Source organism: Anaerocolumna aminovalerica, from assembly GCF_900115365.1.
GTDB lineage: Bacteria > Bacillota > Clostridia > Lachnospirales > Lachnospiraceae > Anaerocolumna > Anaerocolumna aminovalerica.
This window is the reverse complement of sequence record NZ_FOWD01000004.1, coordinates 1-23,457: the sequence shown is the minus strand read 5'-3', so window position 1 is coordinate 23,457 and position 23,457 is coordinate 1. Positions and strand designations below refer to the sequence as shown.

Annotated in this window: 19 protein-coding genes; 5 read left to right on the top strand and 14 right to left on the bottom strand. The window is 32.8% G+C overall.

Annotated elements, in window-relative coordinates:
• Window positions 1-14: 14 nt before the first annotated feature.
• Entirely contained in the window at window positions 15-2,102 is a 2,088-nt protein-coding gene (locus tag BM183_RS03200) for an elongation factor G (protein ID WP_091684338.1), read from the bottom strand.
• A 552-nt stretch (window positions 2,103-2,654) separates the two neighbouring features.
• On the opposite strand from BM183_RS03200, the gene aroF reads away from it, so the two are divergent.
• From aroF to BM183_RS03180, 4 genes are all read left to right on the top strand, one after another.
• Complete coding sequence (gene aroF, locus BM183_RS03195; RefSeq protein WP_091684337.1) at window positions 2,655-3,668, top strand: 3-deoxy-7-phosphoheptulonate synthase; 1,014 nt, start codon at window positions 2,655-2,657, stop codon at window positions 3,666-3,668.
• A gap of 61 nt (window positions 3,669-3,729) precedes the next feature.
• A complete protein-coding gene (locus BM183_RS03190; protein ID WP_091684336.1) occupies window positions 3,730-4,839 on the top strand; it encodes a prephenate dehydrogenase in 1,110 nt (369 codons plus the stop codon).
• A gap of 31 nt (window positions 4,840-4,870) precedes the next feature.
• A complete protein-coding gene (gene aroA, locus BM183_RS03185) occupies window positions 4,871-6,160 on the top strand; it encodes a 3-phosphoshikimate 1-carboxyvinyltransferase (RefSeq protein WP_091684596.1) in 1,290 nt (429 codons plus the stop codon).
• A gap of 120 nt (window positions 6,161-6,280) precedes the next feature.
• Window positions 6,281-7,459 (top strand): ROK family protein, encoded by a 1,179-nt coding sequence (locus BM183_RS03180; RefSeq protein ID WP_091684335.1) that lies wholly within the window; start codon window positions 6,281-6,283, stop codon window positions 7,457-7,459.
• A gap of 113 nt (window positions 7,460-7,572) precedes the next feature.
• Here the strand turns inward: BM183_RS03180 and BM183_RS03175 are convergent, their stop codons facing one another.
• The 5 genes from BM183_RS03175 to BM183_RS03155 form a co-directional block, all read right to left on the bottom strand.
• A complete protein-coding gene (locus tag BM183_RS03175) occupies window positions 7,573-8,496 on the bottom strand; it encodes a BadF/BadG/BcrA/BcrD ATPase family protein (protein ID WP_091684334.1) in 924 nt (307 codons plus the stop codon).
• A gap of 68 nt (window positions 8,497-8,564) precedes the next feature.
• The gene (argH, locus tag BM183_RS03170; protein ID WP_091684333.1) at window positions 8,565-10,091 is read right to left on the bottom strand and encodes an argininosuccinate lyase; all 1,527 of its coding nucleotides are present in this window, start codon (window positions 10,089-10,091) and stop codon (window positions 8,565-8,567) included.
• Window positions 10,092-10,199: 108 nt separating this feature from the next.
• Entirely contained in the window at window positions 10,200-11,921 is a 1,722-nt protein-coding gene (locus tag BM183_RS03165) for an ABC transporter permease (RefSeq protein WP_091684332.1), read from the bottom strand.
• A complete protein-coding gene (locus tag BM183_RS03160) occupies window positions 11,908-13,005 on the bottom strand; it encodes an ABC transporter ATP-binding protein (protein WP_091684331.1) in 1,098 nt (365 codons plus the stop codon). The genes BM183_RS03165 and BM183_RS03160 overlap by 14 nt, the downstream gene beginning before the upstream one ends.
• 72 nt (window positions 13,006-13,077) lie before the next feature.
• The gene (locus BM183_RS03155) at window positions 13,078-14,211 is read right to left on the bottom strand and encodes an extracellular solute-binding protein (protein ID WP_242960828.1); all 1,134 of its coding nucleotides are present in this window, start codon (window positions 14,209-14,211) and stop codon (window positions 13,078-13,080) included.
• 462 nt (window positions 14,212-14,673) lie between these two features.
• On the opposite strand from BM183_RS03155, the gene BM183_RS03150 reads away from it, so the two are divergent.
• Window positions 14,674-15,615: a DDE-type integrase/transposase/recombinase gene (locus BM183_RS03150; protein WP_091684330.1), complete on the top strand. Its 942-nt coding sequence runs from the start codon at window positions 14,674-14,676 to the stop codon at window positions 15,613-15,615.
• 745 nt (window positions 15,616-16,360) lie between these two features.
• Here the strand turns inward: BM183_RS03150 and BM183_RS03145 are convergent.
• Genes BM183_RS03145 through BM183_RS03110 form a run of 8 tightly spaced genes read right to left on the bottom strand, consistent with a single transcriptional unit; the run spans window position 16,361 to window position 22,775 of the window.
• Window positions 16,361-17,428: a glycosyltransferase family 4 protein gene (locus BM183_RS03145; protein WP_170847874.1), complete on the bottom strand. Its 1,068-nt coding sequence runs from the start codon at window positions 17,426-17,428 to the stop codon at window positions 16,361-16,363.
• 32 nt (window positions 17,429-17,460) lie between these two features.
• The gene (locus tag BM183_RS03140; RefSeq protein ID WP_091684328.1) at window positions 17,461-18,228 is read right to left on the bottom strand and encodes an ABC transporter permease; all 768 of its coding nucleotides are present in this window, start codon (window positions 18,226-18,228) and stop codon (window positions 17,461-17,463) included.
• Window positions 18,225-18,905 carry an ATP-binding cassette domain-containing protein gene (locus BM183_RS03135; RefSeq protein ID WP_091684327.1) on the bottom strand — a complete coding sequence of 227 codons (681 nt, stop codon included), beginning with the start codon at window positions 18,903-18,905 and terminating at the stop codon, window positions 18,225-18,227. The genes BM183_RS03140 and BM183_RS03135 overlap by 4 nt, the downstream gene beginning before the upstream one ends.
• Window positions 18,889-19,308 (bottom strand): GNAT family N-acetyltransferase, encoded by a 420-nt coding sequence (locus BM183_RS03130; protein ID WP_091684326.1) that lies wholly within the window; start codon window positions 19,306-19,308, stop codon window positions 18,889-18,891. Before BM183_RS03130 ends, BM183_RS03135 begins: the two co-directional genes overlap by 17 nt.
• Window positions 19,301-19,846: a CPBP family glutamic-type intramembrane protease gene (locus tag BM183_RS03125; RefSeq protein ID WP_091684325.1), complete on the bottom strand. Its 546-nt coding sequence runs from the start codon at window positions 19,844-19,846 to the stop codon at window positions 19,301-19,303. Before BM183_RS03125 ends, BM183_RS03130 begins: the two co-directional genes overlap by 8 nt.
• The gene (locus tag BM183_RS03120) at window positions 19,825-20,343 is read right to left on the bottom strand and encodes a GNAT family N-acetyltransferase (RefSeq protein ID WP_091684324.1); all 519 of its coding nucleotides are present in this window, start codon (window positions 20,341-20,343) and stop codon (window positions 19,825-19,827) included. Before BM183_RS03120 ends, BM183_RS03125 begins: the two co-directional genes overlap by 22 nt.
• A complete protein-coding gene (locus BM183_RS03115) occupies window positions 20,327-21,553 on the bottom strand; it encodes a radical SAM/SPASM domain-containing protein (RefSeq protein WP_091684323.1) in 1,227 nt (408 codons plus the stop codon). The genes BM183_RS03120 and BM183_RS03115 overlap by 17 nt, the downstream gene beginning before the upstream one ends.
• A gap of 1 nt (window position 21,554) precedes the next feature.
• Complete coding sequence (locus BM183_RS03110; protein WP_479688677.1) at window positions 21,555-22,775, bottom strand: PqqD family peptide modification chaperone; 1,221 nt, start codon at window positions 22,773-22,775, stop codon at window positions 21,555-21,557.
• Window positions 22,776-23,457 lie beyond the last annotated feature (682 nt).

Here is a 23,457-nt window from a genome sequence, read left to right as displayed (position 1 = left end):
TATGAGGAGATTATTTATTCATTCTCTCCATTCTTAGCACTTTCTTCAATCACTCTCTGCTGAACGTCCGACGGTGCTTGTTCGTAGCGGTTGAATTCATAGGAGAAATCACCAGCTCCACCTGTCATAGAACGAAGGTCAGTTGAATAACCATACATCTCAGATAAAGGTATGTCTGCAACTATTTCTTGTTTACCACCATGATGAAGAGGGTTCATACCTAATACTCTGCCCCGGCGTTTATTCAAGTCACCCATTACATCACCGGTAAATTTATCTGGAACAACAACTTTTAATGAAACGATAGGCTCTAATAATACTGGTGATGCACTCATAAAACCTTGTTTGAATGCCTGAATGGTTGCCATTTTAAATGCCATTTCAGAGGAGTCTACCGGGTGGTAGGACCCATCTACCAGGGTTGCCTTTAATCCAACAACTGGGTATCCTGCTACAGGTCCTTTTAAAACACATTCTGCTATCCCTTTTTCAACTGCCGGGAAATAGTTCTTTGGAACTGCACCGCCAAATACCTTCTCTTCGAATACGTAAGGTTTCTCTAAATCCCCGGATGGCTCGAATTCAATGTGAACATCGCCATATTGTCCATGTCCGCCAGATTGCTTTTTATATTTACCCTGTATTCTTACTTTCTTTTTAAGTGTTTCTCTAAATGGTACCTTAGGCTTCATGGTTTCAATCTCTACTTTATATTTGGATTGCAGCTTACTTACTGTAATTTCTAATTGTTGTTCACCAATACCATAAAGTAAGGTTTGTCTGTTTTCTTTATCATTTACGACCTTTAAAGTCAGATCTTCATCCATTAATTTGGACAGTGCCTGTGATACTTTATCGTCATCCCCTTTATTTTTTGTCATAAAACGTTGATAAGTATATGGTTTTGGCATCTCATGTTTATCATACTCAACAGGTACAGCCTTTGTAGATAAGGTATCTCCTGTTACTGTGTTGGATAATTTGCCAATAGCTCCTATGTCACCGGCATGAAGTTCACTTACTTCAATTTGCTCTTTTCCTCTTAGTACATAAAGGCGGGAAAGTTTTTCTTCGGTATCCTTTTCTGCATTATATATATTGGAATCTGATTTTAAGATTCCTGAACAAACCTTTATAAGTGAGAACTTTCCAATGAAAGGATCTGCTATGGTCTTAAATACCCTGGCAGTCATAGGAAGGCTTTCATTGTAATTTGCCTCAAAAGGTTGATTAGTTTTCGTATTTAATCCTTTAATTTCACTTTTATTTGGAGCTGGGAAATATTTTTCAATTGCTTGAAGGAGCATAACAGGGCCTTGTGCATTAAGTCCCGATCCCATAAGAACCGGTACTACACTGCCATCAATAACATTATTTCTAAGTGCAAGAGAAATTTCATCCTGAGTAAATTCCTCTCCATTAAAATATTTATCCATTAATTCTTCGCTTGTTTCAGCAACTGCTTCTAACAAAGTTTCACGGAATTTATTCAGATTTTCCATAGAATAATCAGGAATTGAGCATTCTTCATATTTTCCTAAAGTTGTAAATCTTCTTCCGCCCATCTTAACAACATTAACAAATCCAACAAATTTTTCATTTTCACGAATTGGTATGTGAAATGGTGCAATTTTCTTTCCATAAAGTTCAGTTAATTCTTCAACAACTTTCCGATAACTTGCATTATCATCATCCATATCAGTAACAAAAAACATTCTCGGTAAATTATGCTTTTCACAGCAATCCCAAGCTTTTTTGGTACCAACTTCAACTCCGGATTTGGCGGATACAACAATTACTGCTGCATCTGCTGCTGTCATTGCTTCTTCTACTTCTCCAACGAAGTCAAAATATCCTGGTGTATCAAGAATGTTAATCTTAATATCTTCCCATATAATGGGTACTACTGTAGTACTAATTGAAAAAAGACGTTTTACTTCTTCCTTATCATAATCACTTATGGTATTCCCCTCTTCAATTCTACCTTGACGCTTTGTAATTCCTGTTGAGTAGGCCATGGCTTCGACTAAAGTAGTCTTGCCACAGCCACCGTGGCCTAACAATACAACATTTCGAATCTTTTCTGAAGTGTAAACATTCATTCTTTTTTCCTCCATTACTTAATATTTTTGTCTTGCTTATTAACTGAATATTATGGATTGCACACCAAATATAATATCCATGTTTATATTTTACTAAAAAATGTCTGATTTTACAATACTTTTATAAGAGATTAACAAATAATTTTCAATATACTTTGAAATACTAATGTATTCTCATGGAAAATATCTGTATTTTTCAATAATATTAAGTATATTGTCGAATTATTAAAATACTCTCTTTCTTTTATACTTTAAATCGTAACGCTTTAAAGTAACACAGTGTTGACATATATAAAATTTCATTGTACAATAATTTTGTCAAAAATTTTGAATCTTACATTTCTAAAACCCCTATTATATGGTGGGATTATTATTTTAATTTTTAAAAAAGAAAATAAATCTGATTAAATAAACATAAAAAGGATTGTACAAGGTTTAAGATTAGAGTGGCTATTTTGCAAGTATTTGAGAATAAAGATTATTCTAGGCTGAAAAAGTATTATTTTTCTCCTTAATTTTATTAGGCGTTAAAACGCCAGAATCGAGGTTATTATGATTATTGTTATGAAACCGGGAGCAAAAAAAGAGTCAATTCAAAATATTATTCGTATCATTGAAGATAATGGACTGACTGCTCATCTTTCTGATGGTAAAGAAGTTACAATCATTGGTGTTGTGGGTGATAAAACCAAACTTCAGAATCAAAATTTAGAAATTGCCGAGGATGTAGATAAAGTTGTTCCTGTTACTGAAAGTTACAAATTAGCAAATAAAAAATTTCACCCGGAGCCTTCCATTATCAAAGTAGGAAATGCCTCCATTGGGGGTGATGAATTAATTATTATGTCAGGACCTTGTGCTGTAGAAAGCGAAGATCAGGTAATGGAAACTGCCAAGGCCATTCAGAAAGCCGGAGCCCAGATATTAAGAGGGGGTGCATACAAGCCAAGAACCTCTCCATATGCTTTCCAAGGTCTGGAAGAAGATGGGTTAAAACTTATGAAAGAAGCCAAAGATGAAACAGGTCTGGCTGTTGTTTGTGAAGTAACCAGTTTAGCTGCCATTGAAGCAGCAGTTAAATATGTAGACATGCTTCAAATTGGAGCCCGTAACATGCAAAACTTCTATTTGTTAAAAGAAGCAGGAAAAACAGGTCTGCCAGTTTTATTAAAACGTGGTCTTTCTGCTACTATTGATGAATGGTTAAATGCCTCTGAATATATAATAGCAGAAGGTAATCCTAATGTTGTATTATGTGAACGGGGAATCCGTACCTTTGAAACAGCTACCCGTAACACATTAGATATTAGTGCTGTTCCGGTTATAAAGCATAAAAGTCATTTGCCTATTATTGTAGACCCCAGTCATGCAACCGGTGTCAGAAAATATGTAAAACCTCTTGCCATGAGTGCTATAGCAGCAGGTGCAGACGGACTTATGATAGAAACCCATCCTAATCCCGCATGTGCCCTATCCGATGGACCACAGTCTCTTACCTTTCAACAATTTGAGGAATTATGTGGTGAAATCAGGCCATTGGCAAAATTAATGGGTAAGAAATTTTAAAATCATTATGAAAACAAAGTAACATATCTGAGACAATTATGATATGGAATAGGTGAAAAAAATGAATGATTTAACAATTGGATTTATCGGCTTTGGATTAATTGGCGGGTCAATTGCACGGGCTATAAAAGAGGCTCATCCAACCTTTACTCTGCTATCCTATCATTATTCCACTGGTGATATGGGAAAAGGGTTGGAAGATGCTCTAAAGGATCATGTGCTGGATTTTGTTTATAAGGATTTACAGGAAGGTTTCTCTTCCTGCGATATTATTTTCTTATGTGCTCCGGTGTTATCCAACATTACATATTTAGAGCAATTAAAAGATATTATTAAACCAAGCTGTATCATTACAGATGTAGGCAGTGTTAAAGGCTGCATTCATAGGGCAGTTGAGGAAATAGGATTAAAGAGCAATTTTATAGGCGGTCACCCTATGGCCGGTTCTGAAAAAACAGGTTATGAGAACTCTCATAGCAAATTACTTGAAAATGCTTACTATATCTTAACTCCTACTGATGAAACACCACCTGCTACTACAGAAATCCTATATCATCTGGTAGGATCCATGGGTGCTATTCCCTTAGTATTAGACTATAAAGAACATGATAATATTACTGCTGCCATTAGTCATTTACCCCACTTAATAGCCACAAGCCTTGTAAATCTAGTAAAAGAATCCGATGATTCCGAGGAGAATATGAGGACACTGGCTGCTGGCGGTTTTAAAGATATTACCCGTATTGCTTCTTCCTCTCCTGCTATGTGGCAGGATATCTGTTTGACCAATACAAAAAGTATTCAAAATTTTTTAGATAAATACATTGCTTCTTTAAAAGAAATATATTATGCATTGGAAGAAAAGAACGAAAAATATATTTATGATCTATTTGATATTGCAGGCGAATACCGTGACTCCATTCCCAATAAGTCCTCGGGTATACTGGCAAATGTATATGAGACCTATATTGATATTTATGATGAGGCCGGCTCCATTGCTACCGTTGCCACTTTATTAGCCTCAAACCAAATCAGTATAAAGAATATCGGAATCATTCACAACAGGGAATTCCAGCAAGGTGTTCTCCGTATTGAGTTCTACGAAAGAGAGGCACTAATAAAGGCGGTTGAATTGCTAAAGAAATATCGTTATACTGTATATGAAAGATAAGAATGAGCAGGAAAGGAAGATAGGAGCTAATATGACCAATAAAATAAAGCCTTTACGTGGTGAAATTACAGTCCCAGGGGATAAATCCATTTCTCATAGAGCAGTTATGCTTGGTTCTTTAGCAGAAGGTACCACAGAAATTACCCATTTTCTGCAAGGAGCAGATTGTTTATCTACTATAAATTGTTTTCGCCAAATGGGAGTTACCATAGAAAACAATCCTGAACAAAATAAAGTTACCCTGCGGGGAAAAGGATTACATGGTTTAAAACAGCCTGCAAAGACCTTAGATGTGGGCAATAGCGGAACTACCATGCGACTTATGTCCGGTATCTTAAGCGGACAGACCTTTGATACTGTAATTACAGGGGATGCTTCCATACAAAAGCGTCCTATGGGAAGAATCATTACTCCACTATCCCAGATGGGAGCAAAGGTAGAGAGTATACCGGGTGGAGGTCTGGCCCCTCTTCATATTACAGGACGAAAAGATGTCCATTTACATGGTATCCACTATGATTCACCGGTAGCCTCAGCTCAAGTAAAATCTTCCGTTTTGTTAGCAGGACTATATGCCGAAGGATCTACTTCCGTAACAGAACCTAATGTATCCAGAAATCATACGGAGCTTATGTTAAAAATGCTTGGTGCTGATTTAATAATTAGTGATACTACTGCCACCATCCAGCCAAACCCAAAATTAACAGCCAGGAAGATTGAAGTACCAGGTGACATTTCCTCCGCCGCTTATTTTATTGCTGCTGGATTGATAGTACCCGGTTCTCAGTTGGTAATTAAAAATGTAGGTATTAATCCCACCCGTGATGGTATTATTCGCGTGTGCAAACAGATGGGTGCTGATATAGCAATTGAAAATATCCGTAACACAGATACGGAAGCTGTAGGCGATATTATAGTAAGTTACAGCCAATTAAAAGGAACTGAAATAGGCGGCCCCATTATACCTACCTTAATAGATGAAATTCCGATAATCGCTATTATGGCATGTTTCGCAAAAGGGCAAACCGTAATTAAAGATGCGGTCGAACTTAAAGTGAAAGAATCTAACCGAATTGACGTTATGGTTAATAATTTATCACTTATGGGGGCAGATATTATAGCAACTGAAGATGGCATGATTATCAATGGGGGCTTACCTCTTCATGGTGCTGCTATTGATAGTAAAGCAGATCATCGAATTGCCATGTCATTTACTATTGCAGGACTTGTTACAGATAGTCCTGTAGATGTGCTGGGAGCTGATTGTGTAAATATATCCTATCCTGCTTTTTATGAAGATTTGAACAGGCTAATGAGATAAAATCTTCTCCTTTGACTTCTAAATGGAGTTATATTATAATTTTCTTAAACACTGAAATTGGCAGGTATTTTCCTGATTTTAATTAGGGAAAGTATATAGAAATCTTAATAGGAGAAGTTTATGTCTGTACTTAAATCTATCGTTCCAAAAGAAATGCGTGATATTAACAGGACAGCAATATTAGAATATGTTCGGCAAAATGGTATAGTATCCCGTTCTGCCATAGCTTCCGATTTAAATCTGAACTTATCCACCATTGTTCGTATTATTGATGAACTAATGGAAGATAAGCTTTTACGTATGTCCGGAGAATTTGAATTTAGCGGCGGACGAAGAAGACCGCTAATTGAAATTGATAATTCTCATAATGTCATTATATCTGTAGGCATCGGCGGTACTAAGGCATCAGTTGCTCTTTGTGATATTTTAGGAAATATCTTAGAAATCAAAACTATTAACAACCATCATTGTACAGGGGAAAGCTGCATTAAACTGGTTGAATCCTTAATCGATGACATGTTCCCTTTTGTGGAAAATCGAATATTACGGGGAATATCTGTAGGGGTTCCTGGTGTTGTACGAGACAATAAGGTGTTGGCTGCCCCTAGTGTAGGATGGGACAACCTTCCACTTGGTATATATCTTCAAGAAAAATATCCATATCCAATACTTGTAGAAAACGATGTTAACTTAGAAGCCCTTGGAGAACTTTGGTTTGGCCATGGCCGTACAAGCTCCAATTTAATTTATATTCACATAGGAACCGGTATTGGTATGGGAATCATTCTTGATCGTTGTATCTTACGGGGTGCTCATAATGGAGCCGGGGAATTGGGCTATGGAATGTTTGATAGAAGCGATTTATTACATAGATACCCAGGTTTCGGTGCTTTAGAATCCACCATCGGAGGTTATGGATTGGGAGAAAGAGCCAAAGAAATACTAAAAGACAGCCTTAACACAGAAGAACTGGCTTCCATAACAGCACGGGATGTGTTCCGTTATGCTGAATTAAACGCTCCTTGGGCAGTAAATATGGTAGAAGAATTTATAGATAAATTATCTATGGCGTTAGTTAATGTGAACACCCTGTTTGATCCTGATTTAATTGTTCTTGGCGGCGGTGTTATGAAAAGCGGAAATAATTACATGGAGCAAATCTTAAATAAAGTAACAGATAAAACACCTAACCCTATTTTTATGAAAAGTTCTGAACTGGAACAGCCAGTAATTTTAGGCGGTTGTGCAGGTATTCAGCAAAGAATATTAAAATATTGTGTTGTAAAAGATACTTTATAAAGGATTCTGTAAAAGATATTTGTAACAGGTACTTGTGAAAGATAGTTATAATACAATTTGCAAAAATGCAATGTATGAAAGATGTTTATGAAAAGAGGCAGGAATAAAGACTATTAAATCTTTATTCCTGCCTTATTTGCTGCTATATAAATAGCACCCCATTGTGCTTCATTCTTTAACAGAAAAGGTTTTAATAAGGGATATTTGGTGAGTATCCTATCACTTATAGAAGAACACAAACACATTGAGTTGGTTAAAAAACCCCCACCATATATAACCGGACAGGATTGGGTCGTCATTTGCAATTCCCTAGCCAATGTAATTACCATCCTGGCAAGGTAAGCAGCCGCGCTATCCATTATTTCTTTTGATACAATATCTCCTTGCTCACATCCTTGTATAACAAGAGTTGCCAATTTAGCTATTTCACTTTTATTAGCACTATAAATAAAATCCAGAATTTTATCAAAACGTTCTAATTTTAAATGTTCCTTTAACATTTCTGTTAACATGGTTTTATCCCCTGAATGGTCAAAATCTTGTAAAGCAGCTCCGATACCTTTGCGAGCTACCCAATAACCGGAGCCTTCATCCCCTACCAGGTACCCAAAACCACCAACTCTCCACTTTTCTCCAAATTCATTTACACCAAATCCAATGGATCCGGTACCGGATATAATTATAATTCCGGGCTTCCCTTTTGTTTCAGCAGCTAAAGCAATTTCTGAATCGTTTAAAACTTCTATGAAACAGGTATAACCTAAATTACTAATTAAGCCGGTAATCAAATCCACTGCTTCCGGGGTATCTGCTCCCGCTGTACCTACACAGATGGAAATACACTCTTCCTTGGAATAATCAGATTTGTTATGGAATTCCTGAAACAAATCCTTGAAGTTCTTCTGTACAGTTTCCAAAGAATTACTTTCTATATTTGTACTTTTACCTATTCCCTGATATATTTCATTACCATTTAAGTCTGTTACCAGTACTCTGGAATGTGTACCTCCACCATCGACTCCCATTATATATTTCATTATAACACCTGCCAAAGTATAATTTTCAAACTATAAAATATCTGCCTTTTTATAAGTATTTTACTAGCTTATTTGTCCAATAAGCTATGAATACGATTTCTTAAGTCATTGTGGGCATTTATTATTAATTCTTGTTTTTTAGATATCCACTCTTTATGTGAATCATTGGTTTTATAAGCTTCCTTAAGCATATCCTCCATTGCCTCAGGCCCACAGCCTCCTTTTATATTACGTATATTTACAAAATGCTTTGGATCAATGCTTTCTTTTATTTTTGCATAATCTATTTCCCATTTTGAACCGGTCACTTGTTCAAATACTGATTTAACATGTTCTTCATCCATATCCTGAATGGATTTACCTTTTGCCACATACTCTTCTGCCAGTTTACTTGCCACACTGTGAGCTTTCCGGAATGGCACACCTGTTTCTCTTACCAAGGTATCCGCTAATTCTGTAATGGTGGCAAAACCATTATAGGCACGTTGAAGCAATACTTCTTTGTTCACTTCAATAGTTGACATTACATTTGAAAACAAGATATATGATTTTGATAAGATTTCACAGGCCATCCAGCCATATGGCTGTGCATCATCTTCCGTATCAACAATATCTCCATAAGGCGTATTATGCAACATGGTTAATAAAGTTTGACAATTACCTATGGATGTGGAAAGGAGGGATCTTAAATGTTCAATGGAAACCGGATTTCGTTTCTGAGGCATGATGGAACTTACTTGTACATAAGGATTCCCGGCTCGTAAAACATTAAATTCCTGTGTGGCCCACAAAAGAAAGTCCTGAACTACCTTTCCTGCGTCAATAGCCGCCAGCATAATAGCAGTTGCTGTTTCACCTAAATAATCTCCGCCACCGATGGCATCGTAACTGTTTACAACCATTTCATCAAATCCAAGCAAATCTGCCATTACCTGTCTATCAATTGGAAATCCTGTTGTTGTAATGGCACAGGCTCCCATGCTGCTTCTATTTACTGTCTTAAATGCATGTTTCAGCCTATCCATATCACGGCTTAGTATTTGACAAACTGCAAGTATATAATGACCTAATGTTGAAATCTGTGCCTGCTGTGTATGGGTATGAGCTACCATAACAGTATCTTTATGTTCTTCTGCCAGACAGGTAAAGGTCTCTATCAGCTTATGTAAAGATTTCATTACTTCCAGCAAATATTCTCTCATTACCATTCGATACATGGTAACTCCCATATCATTTCTGCTGCGTGCAAGATGCAAGTTTCCAGCAATATCACCAGCAGATTTTAGCAATGCATCTTCAACTTCAAAAAACAGGTCTTCGTATTCTCCGGTATAATCTCCCTTTCGAAACCGGTCTAAATCTAGTTCCTCTAAAGCTCTTCCAATCTTTTTTGCATCTTCCTTACCTAATAGCTTTTGTTCATACAGCATAATCAAATGTGCATAGTTTACTTCCATCATGGGATCCAATAACTTCTCTTTTGCATTATCATATGCAGGTTTTAAAACCAGTTCTGTAAAAGACTTTGCCGGAAACTTATCTCCGTCTTCAAGCCTTACCCTTTCTTTCATTTCTTCATAAGAATTCATATTCATGAACTACCTTCTTTCTCTAAATTCAATTATATAGCTATCACTCTAACTCCTGATAAAACAGGCAAGTCCTTGCCCCCTGTTACAGATGGGAGGACTTCCCCGATGAAGTTAGATTGCAGATATTTTCGAATCACCTTTTAGTTTTTCAGATATTAGTAATAAAATAGCAACTAACACAATTTGCAATACACCATATGCGCAGGCCGTTCCAAAATTAAAGGAATACATTTTTTGATAAATTGCTACGGATATAGGAACACTTCTTGGAGTGTACAACAATATGGAAGCTACAAATTCACCAATTCCTTGTACGAAGCCTAAGATGGCTCCAGATGCAATTCCTCCTGCTACCATTGGAAGAACCACTCTGCAAAAACTATACCACCAGTTTGCCCCAAGGCCTCTGGCTGCTTCTTCACAGGATGTATCTGTTTGGGAAAAAGCCGCATAGGTAGATCGGTAAATCAATGGCAAATGTCTTACAAAATAAGCTAACGGTATAATCCAAAAAGTTGCTACAATAACTTTACCAAAGCTAAATACAGAGGGAACATTAAATGCTGCGATAAGGCTAATACCCACTACTGTACCAGGAAGTGCCCAAGGTACCATAATTAATTTATCAATGATTCCTTTTCCTTTAAATTTTACTCTGTTTACTGCATAAGCAACCATGACACCAAAAATTACATTACCTGTAGTAGCAATTAAACTCATAATTAAACTATTCTTAATAGGCCTCCAGGTTTTAGCATTAGTAAACAATTCAACATAATGGGTAATTGTATATTTCGGCGGCAAAACTTGATATGTCCAAGTTCCATCTTCAGAAAAAGAAATTAATATAATAGTTAAAATAGGTAAAAGCAGAATGATCACAACAATAATAGAGGCTACAATAGCCAATGTCTTTTTAAATTGACTTTTTACTTCTTTTCTATGTACTGCTGCCCCTTTACTTACACTGGCATAATTTCGTTTTCCCTCATACAAACGCATAATGATCAAAAAGGCTACCGAAATAACAGTTAGAATTGTAGATTGAGTAGATGCCATTCCCAAATCTCCGTTGGTTCTGGATAATACAATCTGCATTGTTAAAGTTCTATCGATTCCATATATTAAAGGCGCTGTATAGGAAGCCATAGAAATCATAAAAACCAGTAAAGAGGCTGCTATTAAAGAAGGTGTTAACATCGGCAGGGTCACTCTGCGAAAAACCTGTCCTTTGGAGGCACCTAAATTTAGTGCCGCTTCTTCCAGTGAACTGTCCCTGTTACGTAAAGCCGCCGATATTGGCAAATAAAAATAGGTATACATAGTAAAGGTATGTACTACAATAACTCCTGCTATTCCCTTTAGATAAAATGGGACATTTGCAAGTCCGAATATTTCTTTTAATCCCCTTGGAATAATTCCGGTGCTTCCATATAAGAAATCAAAAGAAATGGCTCCGATTAAGGATGGCAGAGCCATGGGAATTACAGCAAAAGCCTTTAGTACCTTTCTACCTGGAAATTCATAGCTTTCTAAAAGAAAAGCCAAAGCGGTGCCGACGATACCACAGCTGATTACGCTTAAAACAGATATGTATAAACTATTCCAGGTAGCTTGTATATTGGTCATACTGGATAAACTAAAAAATCTTTTATAAAGTTCCAGACTAAACTTTCCATCTACATAAAAACTGTCAATAAATACACGATATAATGGATATACAACATAACCTAATAAGATAAAAAAGATTGGAGCCAATATAATATATATAAACCAAGGTCTTGCGCTAATGGGAAGTTTAGTAACAGAAAAACTACTGTTATCTTTCTTCATGGTTGACCTCCTTATTTAAGAAGTACAAACTCTTTACCGGTATATGTACAGCCAGACTTTCACCTTTCTTCTTAAGAACTTCCCCTTGATTTATAATCGTTGCCTTAAGAGTATCTCCTGCTAAGTCAAGCTGGTAATTAGCACTCATTCCCGTAAACTCGGAATGGATCACTTTCGTATCCAATCTATTTATCTCCTGATTAAGGTAAGGTTCTACACACTCCGGACGTATAGCTACCAAAACTTCTTTTGTGGGCTTTAATTGAATATCCGAAACCGCATTTTCTTTCAACCCTACTAAACTTGTTCCATCTTTTAATTTGATATATATCTTATCATTTTCAATTTTCTCTATATAAGCTATAAAAATAGAATGTTTTCCAATAAATTCCCCAACAAAACTGTTTTTTGGTTTTGCATACACTTCATAAGGTGTACCAATTTGCTGCATAATACCATTTTTCATAATTAAGATACGGTCAGAAATTGCCATTGCCTCTGACTGATCATGTGTTACATAGATGGTTGTTATTCCTAGCTCCATTTGTAATCTTTTAATTTCACTTCTTGTATCATCTCTTAATTTTGCATCTAAATTAGAGAGAGGTTCATCTAATAGCAGAATCTTAGGTTCTATAACCAATGCTCTGGCTAATGCCACTCTTTGCTGCTGCCCACCTGATATTTCATGAACTTTTCGATTTTCATATCCGGATAAATGAACTAAATCCAAAGCTCTTGCAACACGTTTCTTAATATCCTGCTTATTTATTTTACGAATTTTTAAGCCAAAAGCAACATTCTCTCCAATTGTCATATGGGGAAATAATGCATAATTCTGAAAAACCATACCAATGTCTCTTTTGTTTGGTGCAAGGGTGGTTACATCCCTTTGGTCAAATAGGATTCTGCCTTCGCTTGGATAACTAAATCCTGCTACCATCCGCAATGTAGTAGTCTTTCCGCAACCACTGGGACCGAGAAAGGTAAAGAATTCTCCGCTTTTAATATGAAAGTCTGCATCCTGTACCGCCGTAAACTTACCAAATTTTTTATTCACATGTTCTAATATTACATCAGCCATGGTGTTCTCTCCTTATAAAGGGAAAAGGGCGGGCTGGTTAACCTATGTGCCCTTCTCCAATATGTATCAGTATTAATTTTTATCTTTTATATTCTCGTCCCAATAAGTCATCCATTCCATTTCTTTTTCAGCAATAACCTTCCAATTCACTTCCATGGCTCTTAAATCCAAATCTTGTATCCATTGAGGAAGCTGTTCTTTTGGAATATTAGCCTGAGCTGGAATCTGGAACATATTCTCTGCTAAATCCAGACGAATCTTATCATTAAAAATAAATTCATAAAAAGCTTTTGCACCTTCCAAGTTCTTAGCACCTTTTACAATTGCAACGGCATCTACCAGTATTGGTGCACCACTTTCTGGCATTACATAACCAAATGGTTGATTATTGGTCATCTTCTGAATCATAATATCTTGTAAATTCCATAAGGATAAAGAACCTTCCTGACGAGTCATCTTTAAATAAAGATTGGTAGGGTCCTGGGTATATTCTTTGGTATTGGCATCCAGCTTTCTAAGCCATTCATAACCTTTTTCAGGATTGGATGCATCTTCTTTTGCAATCATACAGCTATAAATAGTTCTCATAGTTCCGGAAGGTAGAACATTACGAATCAATATCTGATCCTTATATCTTGCATCCAGTAAATCCTCCCAGTCCTTTGGAATATCATCACCGGTTAACATGTCGGTATTGTACATAATTACTTCCGGAAGAAGAATTTCACCATACCAGCGATCTCCAGCATCTTTATATTCTTCAGGAAAACTATCTGCAAAACTTGGACGATATACTTCTAGTAAATCTTCCGATGAAGCTATTTCAAATGCTGCTTGTGTACCTCCCCACCAGAAATCACCCTGGGGATTTTCTTTTTCACCACGGACACGCTCTAAAATCTCTTGAGCACCCATATTTAGGAATTCTACATCATATTCCGGATGTGCTTCTTCAAATAATGGTTCAATATACTCAAGAACTGCACTATCACGGCCTGTGTAAACAGTAACTATTGTTTTTTCTTTCGTTGTCTTCTCTTTTGCTTCTTCTCCTGCCCCCGCTTCTTCCTTTTTTTCATTTGATTGGGTTGAATTTGCATCCGTAGATTTTGTCTTATCTTCCTTTTTACTGCATCCTACGGTAAAAATTGCTAGTAATGTCATAGCAAATAAGATCATTACTATCTTGTTCCACATTTTCTTCATACTTATCCTCCTTATTGATATATATTGTAATAATTATTTAAAAGGTATCTTAAATAATCAATTACATGCGAAATGCAAATAACTTTGGATAATAAAAAGTAAGCTTCATTATAATGGATCTCCTTACTCAGTATGTAATATGTATTAAACAGCCTAATGGATAACATGCAAAATAAAAATGCACAAACTAGTGTAAATATTTAATTCCGTATTTATGCACTATAAACTTATTTGCGATTATATAATAACTTTATATAAATAAATTGAATAATAATCTTTATATTATCCTCATTATAATAACATTTTTGCACAATGTCAATACCAGAAATTATCTTATCTTTTAAAGTTGTGTAGGATTACAATACATGTGTTACATTTAAAAGAAAATAAAATACGGAAACATCTCTTTTGTGTTATATTTTAATCACCACAACCAAAACATCAACAAAGGAGCGTTTCCGTATGGCTAGTATAACACAAGATATGAGATACCGTCTATCATTAATTAAATATGCTGAAAAATTTGGTGTAACCAAAGCTGCTGTCAAATATAAGACCAACCGACAATACATCTACCGTTGGAAACGTCGCTTTGATGGCTCTATGGAGTCTTTACGAGATCTATCACGTAGACCTCATTCACACCCCAATCAACATACCGAGGCTGAAATAAAACTTATTCATGATATGCGGCGCCGTAATCCACATGAAGGCCTTGTTGTCTTTTGGGTAAAGCTCATGCAACGTGGATACAAACGTTCTATTCCGGGTTTATATCGCTTTCTTAGAAAAGAAAAGTTAATGGCTGTTAAACCACCTAACCCAAAATATATTCCCAAGCCTTATGAGCAAATGAAATATCCTGGCCAGCGTGTACAAGTCGATGTGAAACACGTTCCAACTGCCTGTATCGTTGGTGATGCGAAAGGACAGAAATTCTATCAATACACTGCTATTGATGAATACTCCAGATTTCGTTTTGTAGAGGCGTTTAACGAGTCCAGCACTTATACTTCTACTCAATTCCTTGAGCATTTGATTAAGGCCTTCCCTATGCCCATTGAGTGTATACAAACAGACAATGGCTTTGAATTCACAAAGAGATTTGGAAGTAATAAGACAGACCCTTCCATGTTTGAAAAAAAGCTACAATCTTTAGGAATTAAGCATAAATTAATCCGTCCATTCACACCAAGACATAATGGTAAAGTGGAACGCAGTCATCGGAAAGATAATGAAAGATTCTATGCTACACACAGTTTCTTTTCTTTTGATGACTTCTCAAAGCAGCTAAGTATATATAACCGAAGGGATTATAATAACTTTCCAATGAGACCTCTAGGATGGAAATCTCCTAGAACTACTCTCATGAATTTCTTGAAGTATGGTGTAACATATGTTTGACAAACCAACAAGAAATTATCTTATCTTTTAAAGTTGCTGCTTATAATAAAATTCTACAACGTAAAAGGTTCCAAATAAAAAAGATGAGAGCTCATCAACGTAAATATTGGAAATAAATATAAGTAAAGGTAAGCTATTGTATATTACTACTATGCTTACTTGAAAAAAGATATCGTACATTTATATCCAAAGGAGATTAAAAGAAGTTTTCTAAAGATACTCTATTTAATATCTTGAGAGGGGAAGTATATAAATACACAGATATATCATATTCTTTTGATACCGTATTAAGTTACTGTACTACATGGAAAAATGTGAAGATGTATTTCAAAAAAATTATGAGGAATTAAAAGCTGAATGGGTGGACTATTTAGAAAGATAAAACCAAATAGCCGAAAATATTTGTATAAACTACAGCAGGAAATCTGCTCACTAAAATAAGAAACATCAGGAGGATATACGCCTGTATTTCATAAAAGAATTACTACAATGGTCAGAAATACTTCCTGAGGAATGTCACAAACCAGTGTTGCTAAATAATCAGGTATGTACCGCCAGTAATGGTGCATTCTTTGTCTAATTACACATAAACCACCATTTACTTCAGCATGATAAAAAGAGTGTATTTATTAAATATCTCTCCTTGCCCTCATTTTTATTAATATACAATTACAATAATACAAACTACTATTTATCTAAAGTAAACTATTTTGCTTGATATAATAAAGAACATTATTTGTATTCACTATATACAATTTAACAAATCTATATGTTTCTGTACAAAATGATTCACAGTATAATTATTTTTCCATAATTCATAAGCACTCTGAATTAGTTTTTTTGATATCTCAGGAAATTTATACAGCAACTCTATACTTTCAGCCAATGCTTTACTATTCTCACACTCAAAAAGAATTCCCGTATTATTATTAATCAGTTCTTTAATTCCTCCAGTTTCACTTGCGATTACAGGTACTTTAGTACTAAATGCTTCAAGCAGTACTAAACCCATTCCTTCTTCTCTTGATGGTAATACAAGGACATCTAAATTACAATACTTTTCTATTGGATTTGAAACATAACCCTCGAACTTGCATAAACTCTCAAGACCATTTGCTTTAACAAATCCTATCAATTGTGACTTCATTGGACCATCTCCAATAATATGTAATCTCATTAAGTTAGGGTATTTATCGTTTAAGATTTTAAAAGCATCTATTAAAATATCTGGACCCTTTTCATAGTGCAATCTTCCGACAAAACCTATAGTATAGTTATAATTGCTAGAAGTTTTTACACAAGACGATTTTTCTACACCATTAAATATAACTTTAATCTTATGTTCATTAATGCCTGCATTTATTAGTGACTGCTTTACTGCGTTTGAAATTGCTACTATTGTATTTACTCTATTTAACAAATAGTTACTACTAAAAGAGATTACTTTTCCACTTTTAGGATCAGTAACTTGCAATATTTCATCTTTATAGATACTATGTATAGTACATATAATCGGGATGTCTATATTTGTTAGTGCAAAAACTACAAATGCAAGACTATCCACTCTATGGGCATGCACAATATCACACCTATTATCAATATATTTTCTTAATTCTAAAATTGCCTTATATGGATTATTAAAACTTATATGTCTATTTTCGATACCCTTAGTACATAGTTTTCTAATTAAATCCTGCTGATCCGTTAATACGCAACAATCAACTCCTCCTTTAGATAGCCCTGGTAATAAATTAAGGATATGTTGCTCTGTTCCACCAAATGAAGAACCATGTAAAATACTCATTATTTTCATATATACATTCCTTTTAATTATATTATTTAAATTTAAAAATGTAGTAAATTTCCTTTTCTTTTTGCGCACTTTATCATAAATTTTAACACGAAAACTCCTAATAAATAAAAAATAAAGCATATAATAATATATAGTAGGTACTCATAAGAGCTAAAATGCACTCCTGAAGCTAATTTTCTAATCAGATCTATACAAAATGTTAATGGTATAAACTTGAATAATGACATTGAACTTTTTGTTAATACATCTGTTGAAAATAATAAAAGCAATTGAATTATAAATATTATACTACTTATTTGTTTATAATACACCGCGAAACCACCTATTGCTAACCCGATGCCATACATACCACTCATACATACCAGTATAGTAATAATTATATAAAAATTAAAACTAAGCTCTACACCAAATAAAATATTTGACATTATTATTAATGTACTAATTGTTATTACTTGCATAGTAATAGAAGCTAGTAACTTACCAATATATAATATATGTATAGGTATCGCAACATTTATTTTATGATAGAAGGTTCCTATTGCCATTTCATTTTTAATTTCACCACCTATATTTGATATACACGTGCAGGAAAGCATCCATGTTATATACCCAATAAGCAGAAGTTCTTTACTATTATTGTAATTATAAGTATTCGATAATGATGAACCTGTGTTAGCAAAAAATAAGAAAACTTGAAGTATTCCAAAGACTAGAATGTCAGAAATAATCCCGAATTTATAGCTAAAAGACTCTAGAATATTAATTTTATATTCCTCAAATATTGCTCTTATATACCTCATTGTAACTCCCCCTTTGATTGCATATATTGATTATATAATGTTTTTAGTTCATCTACTTTATCATTAACTGTAATTATCGTTCCATCTTTTATAAAAACATTAAAATCAGTACAAGTTGCGATAAATTCCAAATCATGAGAAACCAATATCACAATTTTATCTTTTTTAACTTCAAGTAGCATTTTAGACAAAATTGTTTTTGATTCAACATCTAATCCTTCTGTTACTTCATCTAAAATAATACATTTACTACCACAAACCATAGCTATGAATGTGGCAACAATTCTCTTTTGCCCATAGGATAAAGTTTCAACTTTTTTATTAAATAATTGTTCTATTTCACATTTTACCTTATAGGTATCTATATTATTTTTGATTTGCTTTTTAGAAAGACCTCTTATAATTCCAAAATAATAAATATTCTCTTTCACAGTTATTTTATAATATAGATTTCTTTCACCGGATAATAACAAATAAACATTCTTGCTCCCGTTTTCATATATTAAATCACCTGTGTCTGGTTCCATTAATTTTGACAATATACTTATAATTGTAGTTTTTCCCGCTCCATTTGGTCCAATTAGTGCATATATATTTCCATTATTGAAACTTATATTAACATTCTTAAGAATGTATTCATTACCTATTTTTTTATTTACATTAACTAATTTGATCATTTTTGTCCTCCCTAAAAATCGACATAATAATTATGCTATATTTTTTATTTTCAAATATAATATAATCACGAATTATTACTTCTTGCTCAAATCCTATATTAGTTAAAAAGTCTCTACTAGCTTGGTCATCTTCCCATATGCAAATTGTAACTTTAAAAACATCAACATATTTTTTAAACAAATAATTACATGCGTGTATTAAAGCATCCTGTAACTGGGTATTAATTTCAATTATTCCGAATACACAATTAATCCAATATCCTTCTACGCTATATTTTAAATATACATTAGTTTGATCTTTTTTAATCTTAATGACTTTTGCATTCTTCATTTTAAAATTAATGGAATTCCAATTAAATTTAATTAAGCTTTTATCAAATATTATATTTTTAAAACTATTCATAATCTTTCCACACACTTTCTAAAAAAGAGACATAATTATTTCTTCCCAAATGCAATCCAAAATTAATACCATTTAAAAGCAAAGATGAAAAAGATAATAATAAAGTATATAAAAACATTTCAGTAAATTGAAATTTACTTCTTATTTTATGTGCTATTACAAATAGAAAACTTAAAAAGCAAATAATAATTAATTCTAGATATACATTTTTAAATTTATTAATTATATATCTGATGAAAATTTCTCTCCATATTATTTCCTCAAATAATACATCTATAATTATATCTAATTTAATATATACTTTTTTAAAATACTTTTTATTTAAAGGTAGAATTTTTTTATATGTTAACAAATACGTTAAATTGGTTACCATAGGCGCTATTATAATACCTAATAAAAAGAATACTATTTTATAAAAACTTATATCAAGCTTATAATTTGTAATAATTATTAATGCAATCGAAAATAATATAATATATTTTTTTTTGTTATTAAAAATAAATATAAATATAAATATTAAAAAGAATATTTCTTCCATATAAAATTATCCACCAAATTTTTATATTTTTCAAATTCACTAAATAGAATAGAATAAATATATTTATCCAATAATGTATCCTCTATTATAACTGATTTTTTAAAAATTCCTTCACATTTAATCTGGAATTTCTTTAAAATACCAATCATATTTTTATTATTCGAATATACGGTAAATAATATTTTATCACATTTTTCTTCATTAAATATATGAGATATAAGTTTAAACATACTGCTGATAGATAGATTAGCTATTTTATTTTTTATGTATATATATGGATAAGTAATAATTTGATCATTTACGCTTTTAATTGAATATCCACAAAATCCAATTGGTGAATTATCATATTTAATAATATAGCATTTTGTTTCATTTAAGTTGGAATTCCCAACATATTTTTTATAATCATATTCTTTACAATATTCATCTATAATAGTCATTTCTTCAATACTAGTTACTTTATGTAAAATAATTATCTCATCAGTTATTTCCGCCATAATAATTTGACCCCCTTGATACCAATCTTTTGTATACATTTAGTAATTTAGTATGTTTCTTTATATTTTGATAAATATGTGCGCTAGCAGCAACTATCTCTTTCTCTATAAAGCATTTATATAAATTAGGTTTTACTATACTACCATTATAATAATATGAATCAGCTAAACATCTTGATCTACAAGTATACTTAAGTATACAATTAGTACAATTATCTATATTTAAAGCACTAATATCATCAAATATTCTCCTGACTTTATCCTTGCTTTTTATATTTCCTTCTATAAAACTTTCAATACCATTAAAAGAATGACATGGATATATATTTCCATCTGTAGATATACTATATAAGTCCTTACCTGCTCCACAAGAATTAATATCTAAATATACATCGTCTGAAAACCAGGAATTGATATAAGAACAAAATGGGTGAATACCTATATACTTAAAATTTCTGTTAAATATATTTTCAATGTAGTGCTTAACAAATTGTTCTAATTGCTCCCTAAATATTAATAGTTTTTCATCATTTAATATAATATTTGTCCCTTTTGTTGTCCAAGGAATTGTTATTGAAATCATTGGAAATCCCAAATCGATAATTTGTTTTGCAAACTCAAATAAATCCATACTCTTATCAATATCGTAAACTGCTCTTATTATGCATTTATTTAAATAATTATTTTCTTTTAATATTTTAATATTTTCACATACAATATTATAAATATTATTTCCCTCTTTATCGATTCTACTACTAATGGCAATGTTAGGTTCTATACTTAAGAACAGTATAACATCCTCTTTTTTACACAATTCTATGAAGTTCTTATCAATTAGTGTTGCATTAGTAAAAATGTTGTACTTAAAGTTTAAGCCCTTTTGTTTTATATATTGAATACATCCAAATATCCATTTCTTATTTAGTAATGGTTCTCCACCAAAGAAACGTATTGTTCCATTATCAAAATTATTTACATTTAAAAATTCAACTAAATCCTGATAAGAATATTTAGGAACATGATTCTTAATACTTGTACTATTTTTACAGAAACAATATTTACAATCTAAATTACATTCATCTGTAACAAAAAGTACAATATATGGATCATTTTTATCTTCATAAGAATATTCACAATCTAATCCAAAATATTTTTCTAATCCTTGAAAAACAAAAGTATTATTAAATTTTATATCTTTTAGCATCTCCATACTATTCTCCTATCGAAAGTACATATTCATTTTTAAGATTTGTAAACATACATACAAAAGAACTTTTTGTTAAAAACGAACCATTTTCGACATGAAACAACCCAGGGCAATAGTTACAAAATTTCTTTTTACTGCAATTGTTGCATTCATGTTCATTATTCATTTTATGAAAATATGTAATCCACTCTTTTCTTGACTTACTTTCCATAATTTCAAATAAATCATTATCATGTATATTACCGATTTTAACATGCCTCATCATTTCACAAGGGTTAACATCTCCCATTGGAGTAATTCTGAATCGGCTAATACCAGCTGTACATATAGAACCATTCAAATTTTTTAAGTATTTTCCTGTAAAATATTTTAATTGGTCATAGCTTAAGCGATAATCTAGAGGCTTTTTATCCCCCTTTGCGGTAGCCATAATTGTAGGGGTGATTACTATAGGTACGCCGTTTGTTTCTGCAAGCTTAACCACTTCATCTAGACAATCTATATTAAAGTTAGTTAGTACATATACTCCTGTACCTAAGCCCTTTCGTTTTCTCAATTTTTTAAGAACCTCGAATGACCTTTCGAAAGCTTGTGTTTTATGTACAAAATTATTATGAATTTTGCTTATTCCGTATAACGAGATCCTAATATCAACTAATGGAAGTGTTATCAATCTCTCGAAGTATTCTTCATCATATAAGTTTAATCCGTTAGTGAGTAATGTCACAAGAAGATTTTTGCTAGTAGCGTATTCTAAAATCTCAAATAAATCTGGATGCAATGTTGCTTCCCCGCCTGTTATGATCAATTCCACACCATCTAATTGTTCAATTTGATTTATAGTTTTAAATACAATATTTTTATCTATAAAATCGTTTTCTTTTGTTAGATCTTCCTGAATATAGCAATGAGGGCATCTTAGATTACAATTATAAGTTAATTCTAAAAAGAATTTAAAAGGTATATTATTCTTAAAATAATATGTTTGCATTTTGCTATATACATCCGTGATATCATATTCGAATTCATCATATCTACCAATATCATGATCTTCTAACGATAAAATTCCATAATTAAATAACGATAACAAGAAGTCTTCGACATCATTTTTAATGATTTCAGTTTCTTCTATGTAAATTTTTTTCAATTCATTTATAATATCATTTATTGAATACCCATTTTCTAATTTTTCAAAAATGTTAGCACCAGTATCATTCAATTCAATAAAATTTCTCTCAACATTATCATCAATAGGAACTAATATAATACTATCATTAATCTTTTTTTAACGTATTTTTTTAAGTTATAATTCATACTCTCCTCCAAAATATTACAAGAAATGGTTAGTTTCTTATATACTAACCATTTCTTGTACACTGATGTATTATAGTTTACTGTGTTCGTTTTTATCTAACATAGATGGTAATTCATATGTTTTATTCTTTTTGTCTTTCTTAATATTTTGTTTTGTTTTTTTCTTTAACACGATTTCACCTCTTTCACATTTAATCAAATAACTAGCACGCGCATCCACAGTATGCCGCATCAGGTTTTTCACACTTGATTCTTTTTACAACTTTAGCTGTTGGTCTAATATACTTCATTTTTATAATTCCTTATATAATATATTTAGGTTGATAAAGGTAACCTATAACCCTTTATTAACTGTATCATTATACAGAATGTTTCTGTATAATGTTTGTATTAGATAGAGTGACATCGATTTCTCCTTGAGGCATTTTTATGACCTCGTTATCGAAAGACTGATGCCTCTGTCTGATAAACAGTTTACGAATAAGTTGGATGTTGACCCTTTCAGGGTACTTCGTATATGCAATAAGGCGGTAACGTTTATCAGTTCAGAGGAAAACTATCTAAAATACTTTTTCAGGTGGTGTTCTATGTTT

What these genes read in the sequence shown, in the direction of transcription:
- BM183_RS03200 (WP_091684338.1), bottom strand. Translation starts at nt 2,102, where the DNA reads ATGAATGTTTACACTTCAGAAAAGATTCGAAATGTTGTATTGTTAGGC.
- aroF (WP_091684337.1), top strand. Translation starts at nt 2,655, where the DNA reads ATGATTATTGTTATGAAACCGGGAGCAAAAAAAGAGTCAATTCAAAAT.
- BM183_RS03190 (WP_091684336.1), top strand. Translation starts at nt 3,730, where the DNA reads ATGAATGATTTAACAATTGGATTTATCGGCTTTGGATTAATTGGCGGG.
- aroA (WP_091684596.1), top strand. Translation starts at nt 4,871, where the DNA reads ATGACCAATAAAATAAAGCCTTTACGTGGTGAAATTACAGTCCCAGGG.
- BM183_RS03180 (WP_091684335.1), top strand. Translation starts at nt 6,281, where the DNA reads ATGTCTGTACTTAAATCTATCGTTCCAAAAGAAATGCGTGATATTAAC.
- BM183_RS03175 (WP_091684334.1), bottom strand. Translation starts at nt 8,496, where the DNA reads ATGAAATATATAATGGGAGTCGATGGTGGAGGTACACATTCCAGAGTA.
- argH (WP_091684333.1), bottom strand. Translation starts at nt 10,091, where the DNA reads ATGAATATGAATTCTTATGAAGAAATGAAAGAAAGGGTAAGGCTTGAA.
- BM183_RS03165 (WP_091684332.1), bottom strand. Translation starts at nt 11,921, where the DNA reads ATGAAGAAAGATAACAGTAGTTTTTCTGTTACTAAACTTCCCATTAGC.
- BM183_RS03160 (WP_091684331.1), bottom strand. Translation starts at nt 13,005, where the DNA reads ATGGCTGATGTAATATTAGAACATGTGAATAAAAAATTTGGTAAGTTT.
- BM183_RS03155 (WP_242960828.1), bottom strand. Translation starts at nt 14,211, where the DNA reads ATGAAGAAAATGTGGAACAAGATAGTAATGATCTTATTTGCTATGACA.
- BM183_RS03150 (WP_091684330.1), top strand. Translation starts at nt 14,674, where the DNA reads ATGGCTAGTATAACACAAGATATGAGATACCGTCTATCATTAATTAAA.
- BM183_RS03145 (WP_170847874.1), bottom strand. Translation starts at nt 17,428, where the DNA reads ATGAAAATAATGAGTATTTTACATGGTTCTTCATTTGGTGGAACAGAG.
- BM183_RS03140 (WP_091684328.1), bottom strand. Translation starts at nt 18,228, where the DNA reads ATGAGGTATATAAGAGCAATATTTGAGGAATATAAAATTAATATTCTA.
- BM183_RS03135 (WP_091684327.1), bottom strand. Translation starts at nt 18,905, where the DNA reads ATGATCAAATTAGTTAATGTAAATAAAAAAATAGGTAATGAATACATT.
- BM183_RS03130 (WP_091684326.1), bottom strand. Translation starts at nt 19,308, where the DNA reads ATGAATAGTTTTAAAAATATAATATTTGATAAAAGCTTAATTAAATTT.
- BM183_RS03125 (WP_091684325.1), bottom strand. Translation starts at nt 19,846, where the DNA reads ATGGAAGAAATATTCTTTTTAATATTTATATTTATATTTATTTTTAAT.
- BM183_RS03120 (WP_091684324.1), bottom strand. Translation starts at nt 20,343, where the DNA reads ATGGCGGAAATAACTGATGAGATAATTATTTTACATAAAGTAACTAGT.
- BM183_RS03115 (WP_091684323.1), bottom strand. Translation starts at nt 21,553, where the DNA reads ATGGAGATGCTAAAAGATATAAAATTTAATAATACTTTTGTTTTTCAA.